Here is a 24,232-nt window from a genome sequence, read left to right on the forward strand (position 1 = left end):
CTCGGTCTGGCTGAAACACCGAGGTGCCTGGATCGCAGGCAAGCCAGCTCCCACATTGGAATTTGGTGGAGGGTTTAGACGTTGTCTGGCTGGCGGTTCCAATGCCTGAACAACGGCTCTGCCAGAAACAGCACAAATAACAAGCGCATCACCTGCATCGCCGTCACCAACGGCACCGACAGTTGCAAGGTCTCGGCGGTGAGGCTCATTTCGGCAATGCCGCCGGGCATCATGCCCAAGGTCAGTGAGCGCAAGTCCAGCTGCGTCATGGCGCTCAAGCCCACCGCCGCTAACGTTGCCAGCGCCATGGTCAACGCCGTACCGATCAGCGTACGCGCCATAAACGACGGGGCCCGGCGAAAGAACTGACGGTTGAAGTGGCAGCCCAAGCCGCTGCCGATCAGCCATTGGCCGATCTGGCTGCCGCCATCCGGCAGGCCGATATGCAAGTCCCACACTACACTGGCGGTGGCGCTGACCAACAGCGGCCCGAACAGCCACGGGTTCGGTTGGCGCAAACGCTGCCATCCCCAGGCCACCAGCGCGCCAAGTGGAAATAACACCGCCAGCCAGGCCCAGCTCACCGGCGCCGGCTGAAACTGCGGCGCGCCGCCTTCGAGCAAATACTTGAAGATCGCCGGCACACACAGCACCACCACCAGCACGCGCAAACTCTGCCCCGCCGCAACACGGCTGAGCACCGCGCCATTACGCGCGCCGAGGTTGACCATCTCACCGGAACCGCCCGGCATGCTCGAGAAAAACGCGGTGGCGCGGTCTTCGCCACTGCGGCGCATCAACCACACACCGACAATGCTCGACAGGCTGGTGATCAGCGCACCGAAGAAGATCAGGCCGAAGTGGCTCATCACCTGCTCGATCACCATCGGCGTAAAGTGCAGCCCGATGCCGACGCCCACTACCCATTGGCCGCATTTGCGTCCGCCGGGAATCTCGGCCAATTGCCACGGCGTCAGGCAGCGCACCAGGATGATCGCCAGCAACGAGCCGACCATATACGGCAAAGGCCAGCCGACGAGGCTGGCCAGGTAACCGCCGGCCAGGCCGACCAGCGGTGTTGCCCACCATTGTTTAAAGGTGACCTCAGACATCGGCCACGGCGCGACGCTGCAGGGCACGTTTGCGGTAGATGCGCAGCAGCGGCACAAGCAACATGATTGCGGTCAGTACCCACACACCAAAGGTGATTGGGCTGGACCACAGGATTTCCAGCGCGCCGTTGGAAATCGACAGCGCGCGGCGCAGGTTCTGCTCCATCAGGCCGCCGAGGATAAAGCCCAGCAGCACCGGCGACAGCGGGAAGTCCAGCTTGCGCAGGATGTAACCGAAGATGCCGATACCAATCATCAGGAACAGGTCGAAGGTGGTGGCGTGAACCGCGTACACCCCAATCGCGGTGATGATGGCGATTACCGGCACCAGCGCCCAGTTTGGCACGGCAAGGATGCGCGTGAAGATGCGGATCATCGGGATGTTGAGGATCACCAGCATGATGTTGGCGATAAACAACGAAGCGATCAGGCCCCAGACGATGTCCGGCTGTTGTTGGAACAGCAGTGGGCCGGGGGTAATGTTGTACAGCGACAGCGCGCCGATCATCACCGCGGTAGTGCCTGAGCCGGGTACGCCGAGGGTCAGCATGGGGACGAGGGCGCCGCAGGCGGCAGCACCGATGGCGGTTTCCGGCGCGGCCAGGCCACGTTTGTCACCTTCGCCGAAGGTGCCGCTGGCACCGGCGATACGTTTCTCGGTCATGTAGGCCACGGCGCTGGCCAGGGTGGCGCCGGCGCCCGGTAGCACACCCATGATGAAGCCCAGGACGCCGCAGCGAATATTGACTACGAATACCGACGCTGCTTCCTTGAAGTTGAACATCATGCGCCCGCTGGCCTTGACGGCTTCCTGGCCATGGTGGGTTTTTTCCAGCAGCAACAGGATCTCGCTGATGGAAAACAGGCCCAGGACCAGCACCACAAATTGGATGCCGTCGGTCAGGTGGATATTGTCACCGGTAAAGCGGTACACACCGCTGTTGGCGTCGATACCCACCGCCGACAGGAAAAGGCCGATCAAGGCGGCGACAAAGGTTTTCAGCGGTTTCTCACCGGCCATACCGCCCAGGCAGACAATCGCGAACACCATCAATACGAAATATTCCGCAGGCCCAAAGGCAATCGCCCATTTAGCCAGCAGGGGAGCAAACATCACCATGCCGCAAGTGGCGATGAGTGCACCGATGAACGAACTCCATGCTGACAACGACAGTGCCACGCCCGCCAGGCCTTTACGCGCCATCGGGTAGCCGTCGAGGGTGGTCATTACTGTCGAGGCTTCGCCCGGGATGTTCAGCAGAATCGAACTGATACGGCCGCCGTATTCACAGCCAAGGTACACGGCCGCCAGCAATATCAGTGCTGACTCAGGCGGCAGCCCAAGCGCGAAGGCGATGGGGATCAACAGCGCGACGCCATTGATCGGCCCCAGGCCCGGTAACAGGCCGACCACGGTACCGATCAGGGTGCCGCACAATGCGGTCACCAGGTTGTAGGGGGTCAGCGCAACGCCGAAACCCTGGCCCAAATAGCCAAGCGTATCCATATCAGTTCTCCAGAACGTCGAGCAGGCCGAGGGGCAGAGGTACGTCCATGGCTTTATCAAACAGCAGATAAAGACCGACGCTCATCAACGTGATAATCACCACGCTGGGCAACCAGCGACCGCCATATAGCCGAGCCATTGGTATACCGATCAGCATGCTGCTGAGAATGAAACCCAGCGGCTCGAAGGTGCCGGCAAATATCAGTAGCAGTGCCACGCATAGGCCGATTTTGATCAGGGTCGCTCGGTCCAGCGGTGGTTCGTCGTCCTTGTATTGGGTGGGCTGAGGGCGAAACAACATATAGATCAGTGCCAGGCTCATCAGGCCGAGCATCAACAGCGGGTAGGCACGGGGTCCGACCGGCTCGTAGGAAAATGCCGCCTGATACGGCCAGGCCATCAAGGCCAGGCCGGCGCAGGCAAGCAGCAGCGTGGCTGCAAAAATGCGTTGTAAGAGCATGGGAAACTCCTGGGCCCCACCCCTGATGCACAGAGGCGTGGCCGCGCGAACAAGGGGCGATTACTGGATCAGGCCGAATTCTTTGGCCAGCACTTTGTAGTCAGCCACCTGTTTCTTCACGTAGGTGTCCAGCGCAGGTCCGGTCATGGCGAACGGGAACAGCTCGCGCTGGTTGCGCAGCTTGGCGAAGTCTTCGGAAGCCAGCAGCTTGTCAAAGGCGGCTTTCCACCAGGCGTAGTCTTCATCGCTGACTTTTGGCCCGAGGTAGAAGCCTCGTACCACTGGCCAGACGATGTTGTAGCCTTGCTCCTTCGCCGTCGGAATATCCTTCATTTCCGGCTCGTCCAGGCGCTCCTCGGAAAACACCGCGAGTAAGCGCATGTCGCCGCTCTGGATATGGGGCATGGAGTCGGAGATGTCGGTACTGCCCACTTGGATATGGTTGCCCATCAATGCGGTGACAATTTCACCACCGCCTTCCAGTGCCACATAGCGCAGGTCGCGCGGATTGATGCCGGCAGCCTTGGCGACCAGAGCGGTTTGCATCCAGTCCTGGCTGCCCACGGTGCCGCCGGAGCCGATGACCACTTTGCTCGGATCTTTCTTCAGCGCCTGTACTAGGTCGTCGAGGTTTTTGTAAGGCGAATCGCTTTTTACGGCGATGGCACCGTAGCTGGTGCCCACGGCTGCCAACCAACGCACGGCACTTTCATCGAAGCGCCCGAACTTGCCTTGGGCCAGGTTCAACAGCGAACCACTGGACCACGCCACCAAGGTGCCGGCGTCTGCCGGGCGCTGCGCCACCACTGCGTTATAGGCCACCGCACCCACGCCGCCCGGCATGTAGGTCACGCGCATCGGTTTGCTCAGCAACTTTTCGTTGACCAGCGCGCTTTGCGCCAGTTTGCAGGTCAGGTCAAAACCACCGCCGGGCGAGGCCGGGGCGATGCATTCCGGGCGCTTGGGTTCGTCGGCGGCCAGCAGTTGGCCAGCGAACAGCATGCAGCCGGCGGCGAGGGCCAATTTACGCAGTGAATAGGTCATTTTTATCTCCGTCTTTGTTGTTATTAGGTGTGACTGCCCGGCACTTATTACCAGAGCGCGAGGCTGTAACTGACCAGCACACGCACTTCATCCGCGTCACGTGCCGAATAGTTGGAGCGGTACGTGGCATTACGCAGGCGCAGGGCTACGTCTTTGAACGTGCCACTTTGCACGACGTAGCGGATCTCGCTGTTGCGTTCCCACTCCTTGCCGGTCTCGCCGTTCCTGAGCTTGATGTTGTCACCCGACAGGTAACGGCTCATGAAACTCAGGCCGGGAATCCCCAGTTTGGCGAAGTCGTAGTCGTAGCGTGCCTGCCAGGAGCGTTCTTCGGCGCCGGCGAAGTCGTTGATCTGTACGAAGTTGACCAGGTACGGGTCAGTGCCATCCACATAGGGAAAGGCGCTGTCGCCGGACATGTGCTGGTAGCCGGCGCTGAGCTTATGGCCATTGAGGGCATAGCTGAACAGGCCGTTGAGGGATTTGTTGTCGATAGGGCCGCCGTGGGCTGCACCGGTGTCATCACTGATGGCCAGGCGCAGGTCGGCGCCGAAGGTGCCGGGGCCCATTGGGCGCGAGGCCACCAGGCCCAGGAAGTGCTGGCGGTAGACATCGTCGAGCTGGGCGAAGTGGTAGCTGCCGGTGATCTTGTCGGCGAACTTGTAGTCCACGCCACCGAAGTTGAAGTGCTTGCCGGTAGCGCCGCTGACGAAACGGCTGTTCTTGTTGTTGAGGGCGATGTCTTCGTAGTCGGTAGAGTCGCGGTCCTTGGCTTTATCCAGGCGGCCACCGGTGAACACGAGGTTCTTGAATTCTTTGGACGTCAGCAGCCCGCCGTTGAAGGTTTGCGGCAGGATGCGGCCGTCGTTGGGCTTGAGGATCGGCAATTCGGGGATCAGCGCACCGATCTTCAGCTCGGTGGCGGAGATTTTCACTTTGCCGGTCAGACCGAGTTTGGAGTATTCATCCACGGCCCGACCGTTGTCGGTGGGCAACAGGCCGCTGCCGGTGCGGTCGGGGCTGGAGTCGAGCTTGACCCCGAGCATGCCCAATGCATCTACGCCAAAGCCGACGGTGCCGTCGGTGTAGCCCGATTGCAGGTTGAGCATAAAGCCCTGGGCCCATTCGTCGCGCTTGGACTGCTGCGCGCTGGTGCCGTCGCGAAAGTCGCGGTTGAAGTACATGTTGCGGGTTTCCAGGGTCGCGCTACTGTCTTCGAAGAAGGCAGCCTGGCTCAGCGGCGAAAAGCCGGCAAGGGCAGTGGCACTGGCAAGGGCGGTCTGGGTAAGGCGAGAAAAACGAACAGGCGGGCAAGCCTGGGGCTGTGTCGACAGCATCGTTGTGTACTCCGTTATTGTTCTTATTTTGGCGAAAACGCGTCTAGGCGTTTTTCTGGCGCTACGGATCAGGTAGCTCGGCGGGAATTACCCACCGTATCTGGATGCTAAAGGGCGAACCTTTCACTAACCTTTCAGCTGCATTTCAGTGTTTTCGGGCTTCACAGGGCAGGTGGCGCCTGTAAACTGCCCGCCAAAGCGTGGCGTCGACCATGCCCGAATGAGGTGAAAATCCATGCGTGTTCTCCTGGTTGAAGACCATTTGCAACTCGCCGAAAGTGTCGCCCAGGCGCTCAAGAGCACGGGTTTGACCGTCGACGTGCTGCACGATGGGGTGGCCGCGGACCTGGCCTTGAACAGTGAGGAATACGCGGTGGTCATCCTCGATGTGGGGCTGCCGCGCATGGACGGTTTCGAGGTATTGGCGCGTCTGCGGGCGCGTGGGAAAAATCTGCCTGTGTTAATGCTGACGGCGCGCAGTGATGTGAAGGACCGCGTGCATGGCCTGAACCTGGGCGCCGATGACTACCTGGCCAAGCCGTTTGAACTGACCGAGTTGGAGGCGCGGGTCAAGGCGCTGTTGCGCCGCAGTGTATTGGGTGGTGAGCGCCAGCAGGCGTGCGGCGTGCTGGTGTATGACTTGGATACCCGGCGTTTCACGGTGGGCGGCGAACTGTTGACCTTGACCTCCCGCGAGCAAGCGGTGCTTGAAGCGCTGATTGCCCGTCCAGGCCGCGTGATGAGCAAGGAGCAATTGGCCTCCCAGGTATTTGGCCTGGATGAAGAGGCCAGCCCCGACGCCATCGAAATCTATGTGCACCGTTTACGCAAGAAACTCGACGGCCAGCCCATCGCTATCGTGACCTTCCGCGGCCTCGGCTACCTGCTGGAAGCCCGCGATGCATAAGCCCAGCAGCTTGCGCTGGCGCCTGCTGTGGAACCTGGCGCTGTTGCTGGTGGTGTTGATGCTTGCCAGCGGCATGAGTGCTTACTGGAATGGTCGCGAAGCCGCCGACACTGCCTATGACCGCACCTTGCTGGCATCGGCGCGCACTATCGCTGCCGGGTTGACCCAAGTGGATGGCACCCTGAGTGCGAATGTGCCGTATGTGGCACTGGACACTTTTGCCTACGACAGCGCAGGCCGTATCTATTATCAGGTCAACGATATTGATCAGAAGCTGATCTCCGGCTACGAAAACCTACCCGGTCCGCCTCCCGGCACGCCGCGTACTGACGATTACCCCGCGTTGGCGCGGTTTTATAACGCCACGTTTCAAGGTCAGCCTGTCCGTGTGGTCAGCCTGCTCAAGGCTGTCTCCGAACCGAACATGAATGGCATGGCAGAGATTCGCGTCGCGGAAACCGATGAAGCGCGCGAGAGCATGGCCCGCAGCCTGATGGCCGACACCTTGCTGCGCCTTGGGATGTTGGCGGTCGGCGCGTTGATGCTGGTGTGGTTTGCCGTGAGCGCGGCGTTGCGCCCGCTCGAGCGCCTGCGCACGGCGGTGGAAGAGCGCCAGCCCGACGACTTGCGGCCGTTGCCGCTGGTGGAAGTGCAGGATGAGTTCGGCCCGCTGGTGCGCTCCCTCAATCACTTCACCGAGCGCCTGCGCGGCCAGTTCGAACGTCAGGCGCAGTTTATCGCCGACGCCGCCCACGAACTGCGCACCCCGCTGGCCGCGCTCAAGGCTCGCTTGGAGCTGGGCCTGCGCAGCGACGCCCCGCAGACGTGGCGCAGCACCCTGGAAACCGCCGCCCAAGGCACTGACCGCCTGACCCACCTGGCCAACCAGTTACTGTCGTTGGCGCGCATTGAAAACGGCGCGCGGGCGATTGCCGAAGGCGGTGCGCAATTGCTCGACCTCAGCCAGTTGGCGCGCGAGTTGGGCATGGCCATGGCGCCGCTGGCCCACGCTCGCGGTGTCGCCCTGGCGTTGGAGGCAGACGAGCCGGTGTGGCTGCGCGGCGAGCCGACTTTATTGAATGAGTTGTTGAGTAACCTGGTCGATAACGCGCTGGCCCACACGCCACCGGGTGGCAATGTGATCCTGCGGGTTACGGCGCCCGCGATCCTGGAAGTGGAAGATGATGGCCCGGGCATCCCGCTGGATGAGCGGGACCGGGTATTTGAGCGTTTCTATCGCCGCAGCCAGCAGGGCATGGGCTCGGGGTTGGGGTTGGCGATTGTCGGTGAGATCTGCCGCGCGCACTTGGCGCAGATCAGTCTGCATGATGGTGAGTCGGCGGGGCTGAAGGTGCGCGTGAGTTTTATCGCGGGTTGATCAGTAGAACATCGAGCGCGCTTCATCCAACTCGGCGCGCAGGGCATCGCTGTAAGGGTCGATACGCAGTTTCTTGATTGCCGGCAGGTCTGAAACCGCCACGTTCGCCAGCGGATGATCGGTGTCTCGGTGGCAGTACAGCACGGCAACTTGCACCAGGTCGATGTAGTCCAGGCTCGCGGAGTCCCGCTCCAGGTCCAGGTATTGCCCCGGCAGCTTCGCCAGCATCTCCGGGAAATCCCAGCCACCCAGCAGCTTGTCGCCCAGCAATGGATGAATGCTCTCGATCACATGGTTGAGGCTGACCGGGTCGGAGAGCAGTTCGTAATGGTCTTCGGCATAAGTGAGGATCGGTAGCACGCCTATCTGATGCACCAACCCGCCGAGGGCCGCTTGGTCCGGCTTGAGATGGCTGTGGCTGCGGCACAAGGCATAACTCACGCCCGCCACTTCCAGGCTGCGGCGCCACACTTCGCGCATTTTCAGTTCGACGACTTCGGAGCGCGCGTGGAAGATTTGTTCCATCACCAGGCCGATGGCCAAGTTACTACTGTAATTGGTGCCCAGCCGGGTGATGGCGGTGTGCAGGTCGGTGACTTCCTGGGTCGCGCGCAGCAGCGGGCTGTTGACCACTTTGATCAGGCGCGCCGACAGGGCGGTATCGCGACTGATCACTTTACTCAGGTGGCCGATGCTGATCTCCGGGTCTTCGGCGGCCTGACGTATCTTCAGGGCCACTTCCGGTAATGTCGGCAGAACCAGGTCATCGTTGTCGATGGCCGTCACTAAAGCCTGTTGGACTTTTTCCGCCAGCTTGTTCATTCATGCTCTCTAGGGTGTTGCAAAAAGGTATGGCGATTAACGCTGGATCTCTTGATCGCGATCCAGTTGGTAAGGCAGATCGAGCAGTTGCAAGCCGGGGCCTTCCAGGGTGCCTAAGTGCACATCGCCACTGTCAGCAGCTTCGGCTTGCAACACGGCCAGAAGTTCAACGGATTGGTCAGCTTTTGCTGCTATCACCACTTCACCGATGGCGCTGTTGTGGCTGGGCGCGAACAGCGGGGTGCCTGGCTCGGGCAATTCCGCGCCGTCGAGGCGCAGGCGATACAGGCGACGCTTGAGCTTGCCCAGGTACTGCATGCGCGCGACGATTTCCTGGCCGGTGTAGCAGCCTTTCTTGAAGCTGACGCCGCCGACGGCCTGCAGGTTGAGCATCTGTGGGATGAACAGTTCGCGGGTCTGGGGCATGACCTGGCCGATGCCGGCGCGGATCTGGCCGAGCAGCCAGTCATTCAAGTCAGCTTGTTGCAGCTGTGCAGCCAATTGGTTGCGCAATGCTTCGGCTTGTTCGGCGGGCACCCAGAGTTCGGCACGCCCGGGGGAGACGCGGAGGGCGATCAACGCTTCGGTGCGCGCTACGCTGTCGGTCTCGGCAGGCAGTTCAAGGCCGAGGGCGGCCAGGGTTTGATCTGCATTCGCCAGGCCGAAACGCGCCCAGGCGGTGCTTTCGTCGGTGAGTTTAGACTTGGAGAACACCGCGTATTTTTTCAGGTCGGCCAGTTGCGGCTCGAGCAGTTCGGTGGCCATGGCCAGGAGCACGCCATCACCTTGCAGCAGGATGCGAAAACTCGACTGCATGCGCCCTTTTTGCGTGCAGCGCGCGCCGAGGCTGGCCTGGGTGTCACTCAGGTAATTGAGGTTGCAGGTCAGTTGCCCCTGCAGGAACTTGGCAGCGTCGGCGCCGCGGACGGCGAGAACGCCTTCGTGGGACAGGGGGCAGAAAAAAGCAGAGTCGGCCATGGGTCATCGCAGGTCAAAAAGTCATGGGTGCATCATAGAGGGGCGCCCGGCAAATGGATAGTTTCCGTAGGGGGCGACCAACGCCGACTGGTCCGCTGCCGTCGGGGCTGTATACTTGCGCACTATTTGAGGAGCGCTCCATGGTCGAAGAAGTAGAAATCAATCGCCTCTACTGGCACAGCCGTCGTGGCATGCTCGAGTTGGATGTGTTGTTGGTGCCTTTCACCCGAGAGGTGTACAAGACGCTCAATGAGGTGGATCGCAAACTCTACGAGCGGCTGCTGACTTGCGAAGACCAGGACATGTTCGGCTGGTTCATGGAACGCGCCGAATCTGAGGATCCGGAGCTGCAGCGCATGGTTCGCAAGATTCTGGACCGTGTCCAGCCTAAGTAATCGCTTCGAATGCCGCTGGCAGGCCTCTCGGCTGCTGCTGGCGGCGTATCTGCTTGCCCAGTTGTTCGCACTGGGTGCCTTGCTCGTTATCGCGTTGCCTTTTGCAAGCCTTGGCCTGCTGTTGTGCCTGGCTCATGCCGCCTGGGTGTTACCTCGGCATATTCTGTTGACCCACCGTTCGTCGATTCGCGGCCTGCGCCGCGACGAAGACGGCTGGCAGTTATTCAGTAATGAGCGCGGTTGGCACAGTGTGCAGCTGCGTCCAGACAGCCTGGCATTACCGTTGATCGTGGTCCTGCGCTACCGGGTGCCGGGCGCGTGGTGGGTGCGTTCGATTTGCGTGCCGAGGGATTCGCAGGCTGGCGATGTGCATCGGCGCCTGCGGGTGCGTTTGAAGTTCAGCCGCCGTAGGTGGTTGGCACCAGGATAGTGTCGCGGGCCTCGGGCAGCATCTGCGGGTAGTCGAGGGTGTAATGCAGGCCTCGGCTTTCTTTGCGCTCCATGGCTGAGCGAATCATCAGTTCCGCCACTTGGGCCAAATTGCGCAATTCGATCAGGTCGCGGCTGACTTTGTAGTTGCTGTAGAACTCGTCGATCTCGTCCAGCAGCAACCGCACGCGGTGTTGAGCGCGTTGCAGGCGCTTGTTGGTGCGCACAATTCCCACGTAGTCCCACATGAAGCGGCGCAGCTCGTCCCAGTTGTGGGCGATGATCACGTCTTCGTCCGAATCGGTAACTTGGCTGGCGTCCCAGCGGGGCAGGGCGGCGGGTACCGGGATGCGTGGCAGTTGCTCGAGGATGTCGGCGGCGGCTGAACGGGCGTAGACGAAGCACTCGAGCAGCGAGTTGCTGGCCATGCGGTTAGCGCCGTGCAGGCCGGTGAAGCTGGTTTCGCCGATCGCGTACAGGCCGGGCACGTCGGTGCGGCCGTGTTGGTCGACCATCACGCCACCGCAGGTGTAGTGCGCGGCCGGCACCACCGGGATCGGGCCTTTGGTGATGTCGATGTTGAACGCCAGGCAGCGCTCGTAGACGGTGGGGAAGTGGGTCTTGATGAAGGCTTCGGGTTTGTGGCTGATGTCCAAGTAGACGCAATCAATGCCCAGGCGCTTCATTTCGTGGTCGATGGCGCGGGCGACGATATCCCGTGGCGCCAGTTCGGCGCGTGGGTCGAAGCGTTGCATGAAGCGCTCGCCATTCGGCAGTTTCAGGTGTGCGCCTTCACCACGCAGGGCTTCGGTGATCAGGAAACTCTTGGCCTGCGGGTGATACAGGCAGGTGGGGTGGAACTGGTTGAATTCCAGGTTGGCCACCCGGCAGCCCGAACGCCAGGCCATCGCGATGCCATCACCACAGGCACCGTCGGGGTTGCTGGTGTAGAGGTAGACCTTGGCTGCGCCGCCCGAAGCGAGAATGGTGAAGCGCGCGCCGTAGGTGTCGACTTCGCCGCTGGCGCGGTTGAGCACGTAGGCGCCGAGGCAGCGTTCGCCGTCCAGGCCCAGGCGTTTTTCGGTGATCAGGTCGACGGCTACCCGTTGTTCGAGCAACTCGATGTTGGGGCGTTGGCGGGCCTGGTCGAGCAGAGTCTTGAAGATCGCGGCGCCGGTGGCGTCGGCGGCGTGGATGATGCGGCGATGGCTGTGGCCGCCTTCACGGGTCAGGTGGAATTCGAATCCACCGTCGTCACTGCCCGCGTGTTCGTCGCGGGTGAACGGCACGCCTTGGTCGATCAGCCATTGGATGGCTTCGCGGCTATGCTCAACGGTGAAGCGCACGGCGTCTTCATTGCACAGGCCGCCGCCGGCGTTGAGGGTGTCTTCGACGTGGGATTGCACCGTGTCGGTGTCATCGAGTACCGCTGCGACGCCGCCTTGTGCCCAGAATGTCGAGCCGTTGGCGAGGTCGCCTTTGCTCAGCACTGCAATGCGCAGGTGGTTGGGGAGGGTCAGTGCGAGGCTCAAGCCGGCCGCGCCGCTACCGATCACCAGGACATCGTGTTGAAACTGTTGGCTCATTTGAAGGATTCCGCAAAAAGCGATCCAAAGGGGTGGCGCAAACAGGACGCCTGGATCGGCGAATCAAAGGGTCACACGGGCCACTAGTATATAGAGGGGGGGAGCGGCACAATAGCCGGGCATTCGTGGCAATGTGAGATTACGGCGCACGGCGAGGTAAAATCGTCGGGTTATTGAAGCGGGAACTTTTTGCATAAGCCCCGACTCAATAGCAGGTTGCCCGAAAGCTGGGAAAACGTTGAGTTTATTGGCCCGTCGGGAGCATTGGGCGCGTCAGAAAACCGGCGACAAGATTATTCGCGCAGCCGGCGTTGCCCGTGCTGCGTTTTTCGTGTGTGCCAAATCAGTACGCGCCGGAAACTTGCTTTGAGGGGGAGAACTTTTGCGAAAAGTCCGAGTCTATGTTTGCAAGCCTGATCGTTTAGTTATGCAAGCCTCCTTCAAGTACAACGAGGAGTGTTCATGCTAACCCAGGAAGAGGATCAGCAGCTGGTCGAGCGCGTTCAACGCGGCGACAAGCGAGCATTTGATCTGCTAGTGCTGAAATACCAGCACAAAATTCTCGGGTTGATCGTGCGGTTTGTGCACGACACCCATGAAGCGCAGGACGTTGCACAGGAAGCCTTTATCAAGGCGTACCGTGCACTTGGTAACTTTCGCGGTGATAGTGCGTTTTACACGTGGCTATATCGCATCGCCATCAACACGGCGAAGAACTATCTGGTGTCTCGCGGCCGCCGCCCACCGGATAGCGATGTAAGTTCAGAAGATGCAGAATTTTATGATGGTGATCACGGCCTCAAAGATCTCGAGTCGCCGGAGCGTGCTTTGCTGCGCGACGAGATCGAAGGCACCGTTCATCGCACAATTCAGCAACTGCCAGAAGATTTACGTACGGCGTTAACTTTACGTGAATTCGATGGTCTGAGTTACGAAGACATTGCGAGCGTCATGCAGTGTCCGGTGGGGACTGTAAGGTCACGGATTTTCCGGGCCCGGGAAGCCATCGATAAAGCCTTGCAACCGTTGTTGCAGGAAAACTAAAGACAGCGGCGACAGCCAAGAGAGGAACCGCCATGAGTCGTGATGCCCTGCAGGAATCGCTGTCCGCAGTGATGGATAACGAAGCGGATGAACTGGAACTTCGTCGAGTGCTTAACGCATTTGATGATGCCGAAACCCGTGATACCTGGTCTCGTTACCAAGTCGCTCGGGCGGTGATGCACAAGGATCTTTTAATCCCTCGTCTGGATATTGCTGCGGCCGTTTCTGCTGCGCTGGCTGATGAAGCCGTTCCGGCAAAAGCTGCTCGTGGTCCATGGCGTAGCCTGGGTCGTCTGGGTCGTCTGGCAGTCGCTGCTTCGGTAACCGTTGCTGTGCTGGCCGGTGTTCGCCTGTACAATCAGGACGAAATCGCGGGTGCCGAGCTGGCCCAACAGACTCAGCAACCGGTAATGGCCGGTCCGCAAGTTAAAGGCCCAGCCGTACTGGCCGGCTACAAGGAAAGCTCCGATGCCTCCGGCCCTATGGCTAACGGTGTACTTCAAGGGCAATCCGGCTGGCAGGATCAGCGTCTTCCAGGTTACCTGCGCCAACACGCACAGGAATCGGCCTTGAAAGGGACTGAAAGCGCTCTGCCATACGCTCGTGCAGCAAGTCTGGAAAACCGCTAAACCGCTAAGGGGCTCTATGCGCGCCATACCGCTCCTTACGCTTTTGCTCAGTGGCTGGTTTGCACTCCCCGCCCATGCCGATGAAGCCCAAGACTGGCTTACTCGACTTGGGCGTGCAGAGCAGCAGCAAAGCTTTCAAGGTACGTTTGTCTACGAACGTAATGGCAGTTTTTCTACCCATGACATCTGGCATCGTGTCCAGGATGGTCAGGTCCGAGAGCGGCTTTTGCAGCTCGATGGGTCGGCCCAGGAAGTCGTGCGCGTAGATGGCCGCACGCAATGTGTCAGTGGCACGTTGATCGCAGGCCTTGGTAATTCCCCTGATGCGCCGTCGCGCGCACTTGACCCGCAAAAACTCACTCAATTCTATGAACTGGCCGTCATTGGCAAATCGCGCGTGGCCGGTCGTAATGCGGTGATTGTGGCGATCACGCCGCGTGACCAGTACAGGTATGGCTTTGAGTTGCACCTGGATCGTGAAACCGCGCTGCCGCTCAAATCCTTGTTGCTCAATGATCAGGGCCAGCTGTTGGAGCGTTTCCAGTTCACGCGACTGAACACTTCGCCGTCCCCCTCCGATCGTGACTTGCAGCCCACTAGCGAGTGCGCGCCTTTAGCCACCTCCAAGAACAAAGCGCCTGAAGTGCCCGCCACCCATGCGTGGCACCTGGATTGGTTGCCTCCTGGCTTCCAGCTCACTAGCAGCATTGCGCGTAGAGATACCCAGACCCAATCTACCGTCGACAGCCTGATGTATGACGACGGGCTTGCACGTTTTTCTGTGTTTCTCGAGTCAACCGACGGCGCGAGCGTAAGTGAAACGCGCACCCAGCTAGGCCCAACCGTTGCTGTATCCCGTCGCCTGAACACAGTCGATGGCGAAGTAGTGGTGACGGTCGTCGGCGAAATCCCCATCGGCACCGCCGAGCGCATTGCGCTGTCGGTACGTGGCGAAAAGACAGCCACCAAGCCGTGAATTGTTAATCCTATGTTCATCCTGGTCTTTCAATCTGCGCCTAAGCTTGGTTGGGTGCTGAGAGTATGAAATCTCTGGATCAGTATTTTCACTTGCAAAAAATCCCCATATTTTTTATAGGTCAGGGCTTGCCGGCCCTGGCCTTGTTTTGTTCGCGGAACAAAGATGTCGGTCGCAGTTTTCGGCGTTTCTTGAACCCTGTCGCTCAACCCTGCTCGTCGTAACGGGAGCTGTATGTCGATACCACGTTTGAAGTCTTACCTATCCATAGTCGCCACGGTGCTGGTGCTGGGTCAGGCCCTGCCCGCGCAAGCGGCCGAGCTGCCTGACTTCACCCAACTGGTGGAGCAGGCCTCGCCTGCCGTGGTGAACATCAGTACCACGCAAAAACTGCCGGATCGCAAGGTCTCGAACCAGCAGATGCCGGACCTTGAGGGCTTGCCGCCCATGCTGCGCGAGTTCTTCGAGCGCGGCATGCCGCAACCGCGCTCCCCTCGGGGCGGTGGAGGTCAGCGTGAAGCGCAGTCCTTGGGCTCGGGCTTCATCATTTCTCCGGACGGCTACATCCTGACTAACAACCACGTGATTGCCGACGCTGACGAGATCCTCGTTCGTCTGGCTGATCGCAGTGAGCTTAAAGCCAAGCTGGTTGGCACCGATCCGCGTTCCGACGTGGCCTTGCTGAAAATCGAAGGCAAAGATCTACCGGTGCTGAAACTGGGTAAATCCCAGGACCTGAAAGCCGGGCAATGGGTAGTGGCGATCGGTTCACCGTTCGGCTTCGACCATACCGTCACCCAGGGCATTGTCAGCGCCATCGGCCGCAGCCTGCCAAATGAAAACTACGTGCCGTTCATCCAGACTGACGTGCCGATCAACCCGGGTAACTCCGGTGGTCCGCTGTTCAACCTGGCGGGCGAAGTGGTCGGGATCAACTCGCAGATCTATACCCGTTCCGGTGGCTTCATGGGCGTGTCCTTCGCCATCCCGATCGACGTGGCCATGGATGTTTCCAACCAGCTCAAAAGCGGTGGCAAAGTCAGCCGTGGCTGGTTGGGCGTAGTGATCCAGGAAGTGAACAAAGATCTGGCTGAGTCCTTCGGTCTTGATAAGCCGGCCGGTGCCCTTGTCGCGCAGATCCAGGGTGACGGCCCGGCTGCCAAAGGTGGCCTGCAAGTAGGCGACGTGATCCTGAGCATGAATGGCCAGCCGATCATCATGTCGGCTGACCTGCCGCATTTGGTAGGTGCACTCAAGGCCGGTAGCAAAGCCAAGCTGGAAGTGATTCGTGAAGGCAAGCGCCAGACCGTTGAGCTGACCGTAGGCGCGATTCCGGAAGAGGGCGCCACCCTGGATGCCCTGGGCAACACCAAGCCGGGCGCCGAGCGCAGCAGCAATCGCCTGGGCATCGCCGTAGCTGAGCTGACGGATGAGCAAAAGAAAGCCTTTGACCTTAAAAGTGGCGTAGTGATCAAGGAAGTGCAGGACGGCCCTGCCTCCTTGATTGGCCTGCAGCCAGGTGATGTCATCACCCACCTGAACAATCAGGCCATCGACACCACCAAGCAGTTCACCGACATCGCCAAGGCGCTGCCGAAGAACCGTTCGGTATCGATGCGCGTGTTGCGTCAAGGGCGTGCAAGCTTCATCACCTTCAAGCTGGCCGAGTAATCCGCTAGAACAATAAAAAGCCCCGCGAAAGCGGGGCTTTTTTGTGGGCGGCGGGTTTAGCTCATCATCCCTTTTACCAGGCGTTCCTGTTCGATCAGCTCACGCTGGCGTGCGTCGATACGCGAGGACAGCGGGAAGTTGTTGCCGGCGCGGCGCTTGGCGAAGTCCAGTTGCTGAATGGCCTGCTGGAAGTCGCCTACCAATGCAAAGTACTCGGCGCGGGCTTGATGCAAGCCGATGATGTTGCCGGACAGTCCGCGTGTCTCGGCGACCTGGTACCAGACGTCCGGATCATCAGGACGGGACTTGAGCAACGCATCCAAGGCCTTCTCCGCATCGGCGGTGCGGTTCTGCTTGAGCAGCAAGTCCACGCGTACCTGATTCAGCGGATAGTTGCCGGGGTATTGGGTCAGCATCCGGTCAGTGCGTTGCTGCGCATCTGGCAAGCGGTTGTTGGTGATGTCCAGCTCGATCTGCGCCAGGTTGTAAGTGATGTCGTTGGGTGCCTTGGCCAGCAGCGGCGCCAGGGTTTCCCGTGCTTCCTTGAGCTGGGTGCCCTTGATCTGGGCGATGGCCAGGCCGTAGCGCGCCACATCGTTTTTCGGGTTCTCATCCAGTTGTGCCTGGAAGCGCTTGGCAGCCAGGCCCGGCGTATCTTCGTATTGCAACTGTACCCGCGCGCGAATCAGTTGATAACGCAGGCTGTCTTCCTTGCCGCCGGTTTTGGCTTGCTCGGCGCGGTTACGGGTGTCGGCGATCCGTGATTCGGTGACTGGGTGAGTCAGCAGGAATTCCGGCGGTTTGGCGTCAAAACGGTATTGGCGCATCAGCCGCTCGAACATGGTCGGCATGGAGCGGGGGTCGTAACCGGCTTTTTCCAGATTGAGGATGCCGATACGGTCAGCCTCCTGTTCGTTCTGGCGCGAGAACCGGCGTTGCTCCTGAATGGCCGCTGCTTGGCTGCCGGCAATCGCGGCAATACCGGCATCACCTGCACCCGCTGCCGCAGCGATAATGCCGCCGAGCAAAGCGGCCATCATCGGGATCTGCATGCGTGACTGCGCTTCCACACCGCGGGCAAAGTGGCGCTGGGACAAGTGAGCCAATTCGTGGGCGAGTACCGAGGCATATTCGCCTTCGGTCTGGGCATTGAGGAACAGGCCGCCGTTGACCCCGACAATCCCGCCAGGGGCGGCAAAGGCGTTGAGTTGCGGGCTGTTGATCAGGATGAACTCCAGGCGCCGGTCATTGACCTGGCTGGTCTCCACCAGCTTGTAAACGCTGGTTTCGACGTAATCCTTGAGCTGCGGGTCATTGAGTTGCGAGACCTGGCCGCGCAGATAGGCCAGCCATGCGCGGCCCAACTGATATTCCTGTTGTGGCGAGACAATGGCAGAACTGGCGTCGCCAAGTGACGGCAGGTCGTCCGCGAAGCCTGGAGAGGCCAGCAGGCAAGCCAGCGTCAGCAGGGTGGGGCGCAAAAAAGTCATGCACAGAGCCTTTCGACAAAGAGGTTACTGTAGCCGGACACTGAGCTTCGGACCAGATATTCTAAGCACCCTAAACGCTTGCCCGGAGTAAAACCATGACCGACGCTGTAGCCTTTGATGCCGAACTCGATGCCAGCGGCCTCAATTGCCCGTTGCCGTTGCTCAAGGCCAAGCTGGAACTCAATCGATTGGCCAGCGGTGCAGTACTCAAGGTGATCGCCACGGACGCAGGCTCCCAGCGTGATTTCCGTACGTTTGCCAAGTTGGCCGGCCACACCTTGTTGCACGAAGAAGACGCCGCCGGCGTGTACCGCTATTGGTTGCGCAAGGCCTGAACCGTTTGCCCCCATCACCCGAGGTTGATTGATGTTCAAAGTGTTACGAGACTGGATTCAGCGCTACTTCTCCGATGAAGAGGCCGTGGTGCTGGCGGTCCTGCTGTTCCTGGCCTTTACCGCCGTGCTCACCTTAGGTGGCATGTTGGCACCGGTGCTGGCAGGGATGGTGTTGGCGTACCTGATGCAAGGCCTAGTCACCACCCTGGAGCGTTTGCGCTTGCCGGGCGGGGTGGCGGTGGGGCTGGTGTTTGCCTTGTTCATGGGGCTGTTGGTGGTGTTCATCGTGGTGCTGCTGCCGTTACTGTGGCATCAGTTGATCACCCTGTTCAACGAGCTGCCGGGCATGCTCGCCAAGTGGCAATCGCTGTTGCTGCTGTTGCCGGAACGCTACCCGCACTTGGTGTCGGATGAGCAGGTGCTGCAGGCCATCGAAGTGGCGCGCGGCGAGATCGGAAAATTCGGGCAATGGGCGCTGACCTTTTCCCTCTCCAGCTTGCCGCTGCTGGTCAACATCATGATCTACCTGGTGCTGGTGCCGATCCTGGTGTTCTTCTTCCTCAAGGACCGCGCAATGATTGGTCGCTGGGTCAGCGGGTATCTACCGCGTGAGCGCGCGTTGATCACTCGCGTGGCTGAGGAAATGAACCGGCAGATCGCCAATTACATCCGCGGCAAGGTCATCGAGATTGTTATCTGCGGGGGCGTTACCTACATCGCGTTTGTGGCGCTGGGGCTGAACTACGCGGCACTGCTGGCGTTGCTGGTGGGAGTGTCGGTGGTGGTGCCGTATGTCGGCGCGGTGGTGGTGACGGTGCCGGTGATGCTGATCGCATTGTTTCAATGGGGCTGGAGTGACCAGTTCATCTACCTGATGGCGGTGTACGGCATTATCCAGACCCTGGACGGTAACGTGCTGGTGCCGCTGCTGTTCTCGGAGGCCGTCAACCTGCACCCGGTAGCGATCATCTGTGCAGTGTTGTTGTTTGGTGGGTTGTGGGGGTTTTGGGGCGTGTTCTTCGCGATCCCGTTGGCGACGTTGTTCAAGGCCGTACTGGATGCATGGCCGCGGCAAGAACCGGTGGTTGCGCCTTTGTTGTAACGATTGGGGCGAACACCCAGTGTTCGCTCCAAAGATTCAAGCCTTGTTCAACGCCTGCGCCGCCGCCAAAACGGCATCCACATGCCCTGGTACTTTCACGCCGCGCCATTCCTGACGCAGCACGCCATCCTTGTCGATCAGGAAGGTGCTGCGATCCACGCCCAGGTATTCCTTGCCGTACAGCTTCTTCAACTTGATCACATCAAACAGCTGGCAAACTGCTTCGTCCTTGTCGCTGATCAGCTCGAAGGGGAATTCCTGCTTGCCCTTGAAGTTTTCGTGGGACTTCACGCTGTCGCGCGACACGCCAAACACCTCGGTGTTGGCGGCCTTGAAATCAGCATATTGGTCGCGAAAACCCTGGCCTTCGGTCGTGCAGCCCGGGGTGCTGTCCTTAGGGTAGAAGTAGATCACCACTTGCTTGCCCTTGAGGGCGGCGAGGCTGAACGTCTGGCCGCTGGTGGCCTGAGCTTCGAAGTCGGCCACGGGTTTGTCGATGGCTACCGGCATGAGTACTTCCTTACATTGGGTTCTGTGGGCGCCATGGCTCGATCAACGCGTCGAGGTTCAGGGCATCGGCGAAATCCAGGAATTGGTCACGCAGCCAGCTGATCTGCACGCCGGCCGGCAAGGTCACGGTGAACGTGGCGTTGAGCATGGTGCCGCCGGTTTGTGGCGCTTGATAGGTGTCGCAGGTCAGGTTTTCCAGCTCGACGTTGTGGTCGATAAAGAACTGGCACAGCTCGTTGACGATGTCCGAGCGGTAGGCCGAGCTGACATACGCCACATAAGGCAGGGCCTGTGGACGGTTCTCGAGTGCGGCACTGCGGACCACATTGACGGTGAAATCGTGCTTCTTGGCCAGGCCCGGCAGGCCGGTCTCCAGGCGCGCCAGGGCGTCCCAGGTACCGGAAATCTGCAGCACCAGCGCACTGCATTCGCCATGGCGTGTGAGGCGGGAGGTTACGACGGCGCAGCGGTTTTCATGGCTGGCGCGGCACAGGACGTTAGTCAGCTCCATGGGGTTGGCGCCAAGGGCACTGATAACAAGGAATTGTTCGCGAACTGTGGGGGTGGACATGCAGCCTTCCTAAAACGATGAGCGGTCGATACGGTGAGGGCTGTATCGATCAAAGGATGAAGGGTAGCGAAAACCGTCGCCAAGGGATAGGAGGTGGCGTTTTCATTGCGTGATCAGTCTGATTTCAGCGTGCTTCAAGCCATGCTTTGGCTCAATGATGGCATTGCCCGTCGTTTAGTTGCCCCAGAACGCATCCTCAGGCGGTACTTCGCTTGTACAAGCATCTTGGCGCCAGTACCATTACGGCTCTCTTTTTCCGGCAGGAGCGGTTGCATGATTGCGGGCAGTATGGTGGCACTGGTCACACCCATGGATGCACAAGGTCATCTCGACTGGGATAGCCTGGGCAAACTGGTGGACTTCCACCTGCAAGAGGGCACCAATGCCATTGTGGCGGTCGGCACCACGGGTGAATCGGCCACACTGGATGTGGAAGAACACATCCAGGTGATCGAATTCGTGGTCAAGCGCGTCGCGGGCCGTATCGCCGTGATCGCCGGTACGGGCGCCAACTCGACGCGTGAAGCGATCGAGCTGACCAAAAACGCCAAGAAGGCCGGCGCCGATGCCTGCCTGCTGGTGACCCCGTACTACAACAAGCCGACCCAGGAAGGCCTGTACCAGCACTTTCGCACCATTGCCGAAGCCGTTGATATCCCGCAGATCCTCTACAACGTTCCCGGCCGCACTGCCTGCGACATGAAGGCTGAGACCGTGATTCGCCTGTCCACGGTGCCGAACATCATCGGTATCAAGGAAGCCACCGGCGACCTGCAACGCGCCAAGGACATCCTGGCCGGTGTGAGCAGCGACTTCCTGCTGTATTCCGGTGATGACGCCACGGCTGTCGAGCTGATCCTGCTGGGTGGCAAAGGCAACATCTCGGTGACCGCCAACGTTGCACCGCGCGCCATGAGCGAACTGTGCGCCGCCGCTATCGCCGGTGACGCCGTGACCGCCCGCGCGATCCACGAGAAGCTGATGCCGCTCAACAAGACACTGTTTATTGAATCCAACCCTATTCCCGTGAAATGGGCACTGTTTGAGATGGGCTTGATGCCGGACGGTATCCGTCTGCCGCTCACCCGGCTCAGCGAAGCCTGTCACGAACCGCTGCGACAGGCCCTGCGCCAGTCCGGCGTCCTGGTTTAATTGAGGAAGCACTACGCATGAAGCGATTGGCCGGACTTTCCGCACTTGCCTTGATTATCTCCAGCACCAGTGGCTGCGGTTGGATTTGGGGCCCGGAAGGCTACTTCCGTGACCGCGGCAGCGATTACCTGGAAGCACAAGCAACCAAACCGATGCAGCTGCCGCCGGACGTCAATGTCGCCAAGCGCCTTGACCCGTTGCTGCCTATTCCGCGTAACGTGGCCGACGACACCACTAAAGGTGAGTACGTGGTGCCACGTCCACAGCCGATCTCGGCCGTGGCGGACGCCAGCGACTACAGCCTGCAAAAGAGCGGCGACAACCGCTGGATCATCGCTCAACGTCCACCCGCCGAAGTCTGGCCTGTGGCAGTGCAGTTCTTCCAGGACAACGGTTTCCGCCTGGACCAGCAACGCCCGCAGACCGGTGAGTTCACCACTGCCTGGCAGCGCAGCAGCGAACTGTCCGCCAACATGGCCCAGCGCCTGCAGGCCAGTGGCGTAGCGGCTGACAGCGAAGCCCGTGTGCGTGTGCGCATCGAGCCTGGCGTGCAGCGCAATACCAGTGAAGTCTACGTGGTCAGCGCCGAGCGTCCTGCCGGCAGCACCGCCAACGTCGACTTCACTCCGCGTTCGGTCAACATGGGCGTTGACGCCGCGCTGGTCGACGAGATGCTGGCCAGCATGAGCCGTATCTCCGAGAAGGGCGGTTCGGTTTCCCTGCTCGCCGCACGTGATTACGACACGCCTAACCGCGTCAGCCTCACCGAAGACGGCAGCGGCAACGTGGTGCTGAACCTGGGTGAAGACCTCGACCGTGCCTGGGCCAGTGTTGGTCGCGCGTTGGAGCAGGGCCCTTGGCGCGTTGAAGACATCAACCGCAGCCTGGGCCTGTACTACATCAACGTGGCTGAAAAGGCCGAGAAGAAAGACGACGAGCCAGGTTTCTTCGGCAAACTGTTCGGCAGCAAGCCGACCAAGGAAGAGATCGAAACCCGTGCCGAGCGTTACCAAGTTCGTTTGAGCAAGGTTGGCGAAAGCGTACAAGTCACCGTCGAGAAAAACATCAACACCGTTGCGCCAGCAGAAACGGCGCGCAAAGTGTTGGGCGTGATTCAGGACAACTTGGGCTGATCCGATGCGTTTTGCCGTTCTCGGCAGCGGTAGCCAAGGGAACGGCACGCTGGTCGCCCACGACGACACGTACGTGCTGGTGGATTGTGGTTTCTCGTTAAAAGAAACCGAGCGGCGCCTGCTGCGCCTGGGGGTTCACCCCACGCAGCTGAGCGCGATTTTAGTGACCCACGAACATGCCGACCACGTGCATGGCGTGGGTTTGCTGTCTCGGCGCTACAATCTTCCGGTGTACCTGAGTCGTGGCACTCTGCGCGGGATGCGCAAACCCATAGAACCCGCAGGTTTCCTGGCCGGTGGCGAGCAGCTGCAGATTGGTGCGTTGAGCATCGATGTGATTGCCGTAGCGCACGACGCCCAGGAGCCGACGCAGTACGTATTCAGTGACGGTGAGCGGCGTTTCGGCGTGCTCACCGACCTGGGTTCGTACTGCTCCAAGGTGCTGGACGGTTACCGCAACCTCGATGCATTGATGATCGAGTCCAACCACTGCCGAGATCTGTTGGCTCGTGGTCATTACCCGTACTTTCTCAAGCAACGGGTGGGCGGCGAGCTGGGACATTTGAACAACCACCAGGCGGCGTACCTGGTGTATGAGTTGGGCTGGCAAGACCTGCAACACTTGGTCCTGGCCCACTTGAGCAGCAAGAACAACCTGCCGACGCTTGCCCGGCAATGTTTTGTCGACACCCTCGGGTGCGACCCGGACTGGCTGCAACTGGCCGATCAAGATTCAGGGCTCGACTGGCGACACATCGCCTAGCCCACCTCACTCAAAGCGGAGCCCATCATGGAAAAACGTGAAGAACTCTACCGCGGCAAAGCCAAGTCGGTGTACAAGACCGACGACGCCAACCGCCTGATCCTGCTGTTTCGCAACGACACCTCGGCGTTCGACGGCAAGCGCATCGAACAACTTGATCGCAAAGGCATGGTGAACAACAAGTTCAACGCCTTCATCATGCAGAAACTCGAAGCGGCCGGCATCCCGACCCAATTCGACAAACTGCTGGGCGACAACGAGTGCCTGGTGAAGAAGCTGGACATGATCCCGGTCGAATGCGTCGTGCGTAACTACGCCGCCGGCAGCCTGGTCAAGCGCTTGGGCGTGGAAGAAGGCCTCAAGCTCAACCCCTACACCTTCGAACTGTTCCAGAAGGACGACGCCAAGGGCGACCCGTTCATCAACGAATCCCACGTCGTGGCGTTCGGCTGGGGCACCACTGAGCAACTGGCGCGCATGAAGGAGTTGTCCCTTAAGGTCAACGACGTGCTGACCAAGCTGTTCGACGACGCCGGCCTGCTGCTGGTCGACTTCAAACTGGAATTTGGCGTATTCCACGACGGCTCCATCGTCCTGGGCGACGAATTCAGCCCGGACGGCTGCCGCCTGTGGGACAAAGACACCAAGAAGAAGATGGACAAAGACCGCTTCCGCCAGGGCCTCGGTGACGTCATCGAAGCCTACGAAGAAGTCGCCAATCGTCTCGGCGTACCGCTTTAATCGACGCAAGCATCTGATAGCACGGAAAAAAATCGCTTTTGGGGTTTGCTTCCGCGAAACACACTGTTATGATGCGCGCCGTTGGAGAGATGCCAGAGTGGCCGAATGGGACGGATTCGAAATCCGTTGTACCTTCACCGGTACCTAGGGTTCGAATCCC

The 24,232-nt window shown here is 60.1% G+C and carries 25 protein-coding genes; 14 read left to right on the top strand and 11 right to left on the bottom strand.

What is annotated here, in order from left to right:
- Positions 1 to 74: 74 nt before the first annotated feature.
- The 5 genes from ACI77I_RS16930 to ACI77I_RS16950 are packed head-to-tail and all read right to left on the bottom strand — an operon-like array spanning position 75 to position 5,460.
- Complete coding sequence (locus ACI77I_RS16930) at positions 75 to 1,112, bottom strand: AbrB family transcriptional regulator (RefSeq protein ID WP_406998007.1); 1,038 nt, start codon at positions 1,110 to 1,112, stop codon at positions 75 to 77.
- Complete coding sequence (locus ACI77I_RS16935; RefSeq protein WP_094951002.1) at positions 1,105 to 2,619, bottom strand: tripartite tricarboxylate transporter permease; 1,515 nt, start codon at positions 2,617 to 2,619, stop codon at positions 1,105 to 1,107. The genes ACI77I_RS16930 and ACI77I_RS16935 overlap by 8 nt, the downstream gene beginning before the upstream one ends.
- Before the next feature lies 1 nt (position 2,620).
- Positions 2,621 to 3,079 carry a tripartite tricarboxylate transporter TctB family protein gene (locus tag ACI77I_RS16940; RefSeq protein WP_094951001.1) on the bottom strand — a complete coding sequence of 153 codons (459 nt, stop codon included), beginning with the start codon at positions 3,077 to 3,079 and terminating at the stop codon, positions 2,621 to 2,623.
- 60 nt (positions 3,080 to 3,139) lie between these two features.
- A complete protein-coding gene (locus tag ACI77I_RS16945) occupies positions 3,140 to 4,123 on the bottom strand; it encodes a tripartite tricarboxylate transporter substrate binding protein (RefSeq protein WP_083359661.1) in 984 nt (327 codons plus the stop codon).
- A gap of 47 nt (positions 4,124 to 4,170) precedes the next feature.
- Positions 4,171 to 5,460: an OprD family porin gene (locus ACI77I_RS16950; protein ID WP_406998008.1), complete on the bottom strand. Its 1,290-nt coding sequence runs from the start codon at positions 5,458 to 5,460 to the stop codon at positions 4,171 to 4,173.
- Positions 5,461 to 5,695: 235 nt separating this feature from the next.
- Here ACI77I_RS16950 and ACI77I_RS16955 point away from each other — a divergent pair, with 235 nt between their 5' ends.
- Positions 5,696 to 6,367 carry a response regulator gene (locus ACI77I_RS16955; protein WP_083359659.1) on the top strand — a complete coding sequence of 224 codons (672 nt, stop codon included), beginning with the start codon at positions 5,696 to 5,698 and terminating at the stop codon, positions 6,365 to 6,367.
- Complete coding sequence (locus tag ACI77I_RS16960) at positions 6,360 to 7,745, top strand: sensor histidine kinase (protein ID WP_094950999.1); 1,386 nt, start codon at positions 6,360 to 6,362, stop codon at positions 7,743 to 7,745. Before ACI77I_RS16955 ends, ACI77I_RS16960 begins: the two co-directional genes overlap by 8 nt.
- Here the strand turns inward: ACI77I_RS16960 and ACI77I_RS16965 are convergent, their stop codons facing one another.
- Both ACI77I_RS16965 and ACI77I_RS16970 read right to left on the bottom strand, forming a co-directional pair.
- Positions 7,746 to 8,567, bottom strand: coding sequence for an HDOD domain-containing protein (locus ACI77I_RS16965; RefSeq protein ID WP_094950998.1), 822 nt, complete (start codon positions 8,565 to 8,567; stop codon positions 7,746 to 7,748). It abuts the gene before it with no gap.
- Positions 8,568 to 8,603: 36 nt separating this feature from the next.
- On the bottom strand, positions 8,604 to 9,545 hold the full coding sequence (locus ACI77I_RS16970; protein WP_242154899.1) for a folate-binding protein YgfZ: 942 nt from the start codon (positions 9,543 to 9,545) through the stop codon (positions 8,604 to 8,606).
- Positions 9,546 to 9,685: 140 nt separating this feature from the next.
- Between ACI77I_RS16970 and ACI77I_RS16975 the strand changes: the two genes are divergently transcribed.
- Together ACI77I_RS16975 and ACI77I_RS16980 are read left to right on the top strand one after the other, a co-directional pair.
- Complete coding sequence (locus ACI77I_RS16975; protein WP_094950996.1) at positions 9,686 to 9,940, top strand: succinate dehydrogenase assembly factor 2; 255 nt, start codon at positions 9,686 to 9,688, stop codon at positions 9,938 to 9,940.
- Positions 9,924 to 10,370, top strand: a complete 447-nt coding sequence (locus tag ACI77I_RS16980) for a protein YgfX (RefSeq protein ID WP_094950995.1) — start codon at positions 9,924 to 9,926, stop codon at positions 10,368 to 10,370. Before ACI77I_RS16975 ends, ACI77I_RS16980 begins: the two co-directional genes overlap by 17 nt.
- Here ACI77I_RS16980 and nadB read toward each other — a convergent pair.
- Positions 10,339 to 11,955: an L-aspartate oxidase gene (gene nadB / locus ACI77I_RS16985; RefSeq protein ID WP_242154901.1), complete on the bottom strand. Its 1,617-nt coding sequence runs from the start codon at positions 11,953 to 11,955 to the stop codon at positions 10,339 to 10,341. The genes ACI77I_RS16980 and nadB overlap by 32 nt on opposite strands.
- 462 nt (positions 11,956 to 12,417) lie before the next feature.
- On the opposite strand from nadB, the gene rpoE reads away from it, so the two are divergent.
- From rpoE to ACI77I_RS17005, 4 genes are all read left to right on the top strand, one after another.
- Positions 12,418 to 12,999 carry an RNA polymerase sigma factor RpoE gene (gene rpoE / locus ACI77I_RS16990; protein ID WP_003172477.1) on the top strand — a complete coding sequence of 194 codons (582 nt, stop codon included), beginning with the start codon at positions 12,418 to 12,420 and terminating at the stop codon, positions 12,997 to 12,999.
- 32 nt (positions 13,000 to 13,031) lie between these two features.
- Complete coding sequence (locus ACI77I_RS16995; protein ID WP_406998009.1) at positions 13,032 to 13,628, top strand: sigma-E factor negative regulatory protein; 597 nt, start codon at positions 13,032 to 13,034, stop codon at positions 13,626 to 13,628.
- 16 nt (positions 13,629 to 13,644) lie between these two features.
- A complete protein-coding gene (locus tag ACI77I_RS17000) occupies positions 13,645 to 14,604 on the top strand; it encodes a MucB/RseB C-terminal domain-containing protein (protein ID WP_242156020.1) in 960 nt (319 codons plus the stop codon).
- A gap of 234 nt (positions 14,605 to 14,838) precedes the next feature.
- On the top strand, positions 14,839 to 16,275 hold the full coding sequence (locus ACI77I_RS17005) for a DegQ family serine endoprotease (RefSeq protein ID WP_094952666.1): 1,437 nt from the start codon (positions 14,839 to 14,841) through the stop codon (positions 16,273 to 16,275).
- A gap of 56 nt (positions 16,276 to 16,331) precedes the next feature.
- Here the strand turns inward: ACI77I_RS17005 and ACI77I_RS17010 are convergent, their stop codons facing one another.
- Complete coding sequence (locus tag ACI77I_RS17010; RefSeq protein WP_406998010.1) at positions 16,332 to 17,765, bottom strand: M48 family metalloprotease; 1,434 nt, start codon at positions 17,763 to 17,765, stop codon at positions 16,332 to 16,334.
- A 95-nt stretch (positions 17,766 to 17,860) separates the two neighbouring features.
- On the opposite strand from ACI77I_RS17010, the gene ACI77I_RS17015 reads away from it, so the two are divergent.
- Positions 17,861 to 18,100, top strand: a complete 240-nt coding sequence (locus tag ACI77I_RS17015; RefSeq protein WP_010212198.1) for a sulfurtransferase TusA family protein — start codon at positions 17,861 to 17,863, stop codon at positions 18,098 to 18,100.
- Positions 18,101 to 18,131: 31 nt separating this feature from the next.
- On the top strand, positions 18,132 to 19,202 hold the full coding sequence (locus ACI77I_RS17020) for an AI-2E family transporter (protein WP_094952668.1): 1,071 nt from the start codon (positions 18,132 to 18,134) through the stop codon (positions 19,200 to 19,202).
- Between the two features lie 36 nt (positions 19,203 to 19,238).
- Here the strand turns inward: ACI77I_RS17020 and ACI77I_RS17025 are convergent, their stop codons facing one another.
- A complete protein-coding gene (locus ACI77I_RS17025) occupies positions 19,239 to 19,712 on the bottom strand; it encodes a peroxiredoxin (RefSeq protein ID WP_242154906.1) in 474 nt (157 codons plus the stop codon).
- Between the two features lie 10 nt (positions 19,713 to 19,722).
- Positions 19,723 to 20,283 (bottom strand): glycine cleavage system protein R, encoded by a 561-nt coding sequence (locus tag ACI77I_RS17030; protein WP_003172487.1) that lies wholly within the window; start codon positions 20,281 to 20,283, stop codon positions 19,723 to 19,725.
- Positions 20,284 to 20,556: 273 nt separating this feature from the next.
- On the opposite strand from ACI77I_RS17030, the gene dapA reads away from it, so the two are divergent.
- The 4 genes from dapA to purC are packed head-to-tail and all read left to right on the top strand — an operon-like array spanning position 20,557 to position 24,072.
- Positions 20,557 to 21,435 carry a 4-hydroxy-tetrahydrodipicolinate synthase gene (dapA, locus tag ACI77I_RS17035; RefSeq protein ID WP_094952670.1) on the top strand — a complete coding sequence of 293 codons (879 nt, stop codon included), beginning with the start codon at positions 20,557 to 20,559 and terminating at the stop codon, positions 21,433 to 21,435.
- A gap of 17 nt (positions 21,436 to 21,452) precedes the next feature.
- Complete coding sequence (gene bamC / locus ACI77I_RS17040) at positions 21,453 to 22,568, top strand: outer membrane protein assembly factor BamC (protein WP_094952671.1); 1,116 nt, start codon at positions 21,453 to 21,455, stop codon at positions 22,566 to 22,568.
- 4 nt (positions 22,569 to 22,572) lie between these two features.
- A complete protein-coding gene (locus ACI77I_RS17045) occupies positions 22,573 to 23,331 on the top strand; it encodes an MBL fold metallo-hydrolase (RefSeq protein ID WP_094952672.1) in 759 nt (252 codons plus the stop codon).
- 27 nt (positions 23,332 to 23,358) lie between these two features.
- Positions 23,359 to 24,072: a phosphoribosylaminoimidazolesuccinocarboxamide synthase gene (purC, locus tag ACI77I_RS17050; protein ID WP_406998011.1), complete on the top strand. Its 714-nt coding sequence runs from the start codon at positions 23,359 to 23,361 to the stop codon at positions 24,070 to 24,072.
- Positions 24,073 to 24,232 lie beyond the last annotated feature (160 nt).

Source organism: Pseudomonas sp. D47 (assembly GCF_045447305.1).
Classification (GTDB): Bacteria; Pseudomonadota; Gammaproteobacteria; order Pseudomonadales; family Pseudomonadaceae; genus Aquipseudomonas.

What these genes read in the sequence shown, in the direction of transcription:
- ACI77I_RS16930 (WP_406998007.1), bottom strand. Translation starts at nt 1,112, where the DNA reads ATGTCTGAGGTCACCTTTAAACAATGGTGGGCAACACCGCTGGTCGGC.
- ACI77I_RS16935 (WP_094951002.1), bottom strand. Translation starts at nt 2,619, where the DNA reads ATGGATACGCTTGGCTATTTGGGCCAGGGTTTCGGCGTTGCGCTGACC.
- ACI77I_RS16940 (WP_094951001.1), bottom strand. Translation starts at nt 3,079, where the DNA reads ATGCTCTTACAACGCATTTTTGCAGCCACGCTGCTGCTTGCCTGCGCC.
- ACI77I_RS16945 (WP_083359661.1), bottom strand. Translation starts at nt 4,123, where the DNA reads ATGACCTATTCACTGCGTAAATTGGCCCTCGCCGCCGGCTGCATGCTG.
- ACI77I_RS16950 (WP_406998008.1), bottom strand. Translation starts at nt 5,460, where the DNA reads ATGCTGTCGACACAGCCCCAGGCTTGCCCGCCTGTTCGTTTTTCTCGC.
- ACI77I_RS16955 (WP_083359659.1), top strand. Translation starts at nt 5,696, where the DNA reads ATGCGTGTTCTCCTGGTTGAAGACCATTTGCAACTCGCCGAAAGTGTC.
- ACI77I_RS16960 (WP_094950999.1), top strand. Translation starts at nt 6,360, where the DNA reads ATGCATAAGCCCAGCAGCTTGCGCTGGCGCCTGCTGTGGAACCTGGCG.
- ACI77I_RS16965 (WP_094950998.1), bottom strand. Translation starts at nt 8,567, where the DNA reads ATGAACAAGCTGGCGGAAAAAGTCCAACAGGCTTTAGTGACGGCCATC.
- ACI77I_RS16970 (WP_242154899.1), bottom strand. Translation starts at nt 9,545, where the DNA reads ATGGCCGACTCTGCTTTTTTCTGCCCCCTGTCCCACGAAGGCGTTCTC.
- ACI77I_RS16975 (WP_094950996.1), top strand. Translation starts at nt 9,686, where the DNA reads ATGGTCGAAGAAGTAGAAATCAATCGCCTCTACTGGCACAGCCGTCGT.
- nadB (WP_242154901.1), bottom strand. Translation starts at nt 11,955, where the DNA reads ATGAGCCAACAGTTTCAACACGATGTCCTGGTGATCGGTAGCGGCGCG.
- rpoE (WP_003172477.1), top strand. Translation starts at nt 12,418, where the DNA reads ATGCTAACCCAGGAAGAGGATCAGCAGCTGGTCGAGCGCGTTCAACGC.
- ACI77I_RS16995 (WP_406998009.1), top strand. Translation starts at nt 13,032, where the DNA reads ATGAGTCGTGATGCCCTGCAGGAATCGCTGTCCGCAGTGATGGATAAC.
- ACI77I_RS17000 (WP_242156020.1), top strand. Translation starts at nt 13,645, where the DNA reads ATGCGCGCCATACCGCTCCTTACGCTTTTGCTCAGTGGCTGGTTTGCA.
- ACI77I_RS17005 (WP_094952666.1), top strand. Translation starts at nt 14,839, where the DNA reads ATGTCGATACCACGTTTGAAGTCTTACCTATCCATAGTCGCCACGGTG.
- ACI77I_RS17010 (WP_406998010.1), bottom strand. Translation starts at nt 17,765, where the DNA reads ATGACTTTTTTGCGCCCCACCCTGCTGACGCTGGCTTGCCTGCTGGCC.
- ACI77I_RS17015 (WP_010212198.1), top strand. Translation starts at nt 17,861, where the DNA reads ATGACCGACGCTGTAGCCTTTGATGCCGAACTCGATGCCAGCGGCCTC.
- ACI77I_RS17020 (WP_094952668.1), top strand. Translation starts at nt 18,132, where the DNA reads ATGTTCAAAGTGTTACGAGACTGGATTCAGCGCTACTTCTCCGATGAA.
- ACI77I_RS17025 (WP_242154906.1), bottom strand. Translation starts at nt 19,712, where the DNA reads ATGCCGGTAGCCATCGACAAACCCGTGGCCGACTTCGAAGCTCAGGCC.
- ACI77I_RS17030 (WP_003172487.1), bottom strand. Translation starts at nt 20,283, where the DNA reads ATGTCCACCCCCACAGTTCGCGAACAATTCCTTGTTATCAGTGCCCTT.
- dapA (WP_094952670.1), top strand. Translation starts at nt 20,557, where the DNA reads ATGATTGCGGGCAGTATGGTGGCACTGGTCACACCCATGGATGCACAA.
- bamC (WP_094952671.1), top strand. Translation starts at nt 21,453, where the DNA reads ATGAAGCGATTGGCCGGACTTTCCGCACTTGCCTTGATTATCTCCAGC.
- ACI77I_RS17045 (WP_094952672.1), top strand. Translation starts at nt 22,573, where the DNA reads ATGCGTTTTGCCGTTCTCGGCAGCGGTAGCCAAGGGAACGGCACGCTG.
- purC (WP_406998011.1), top strand. Translation starts at nt 23,359, where the DNA reads ATGGAAAAACGTGAAGAACTCTACCGCGGCAAAGCCAAGTCGGTGTAC.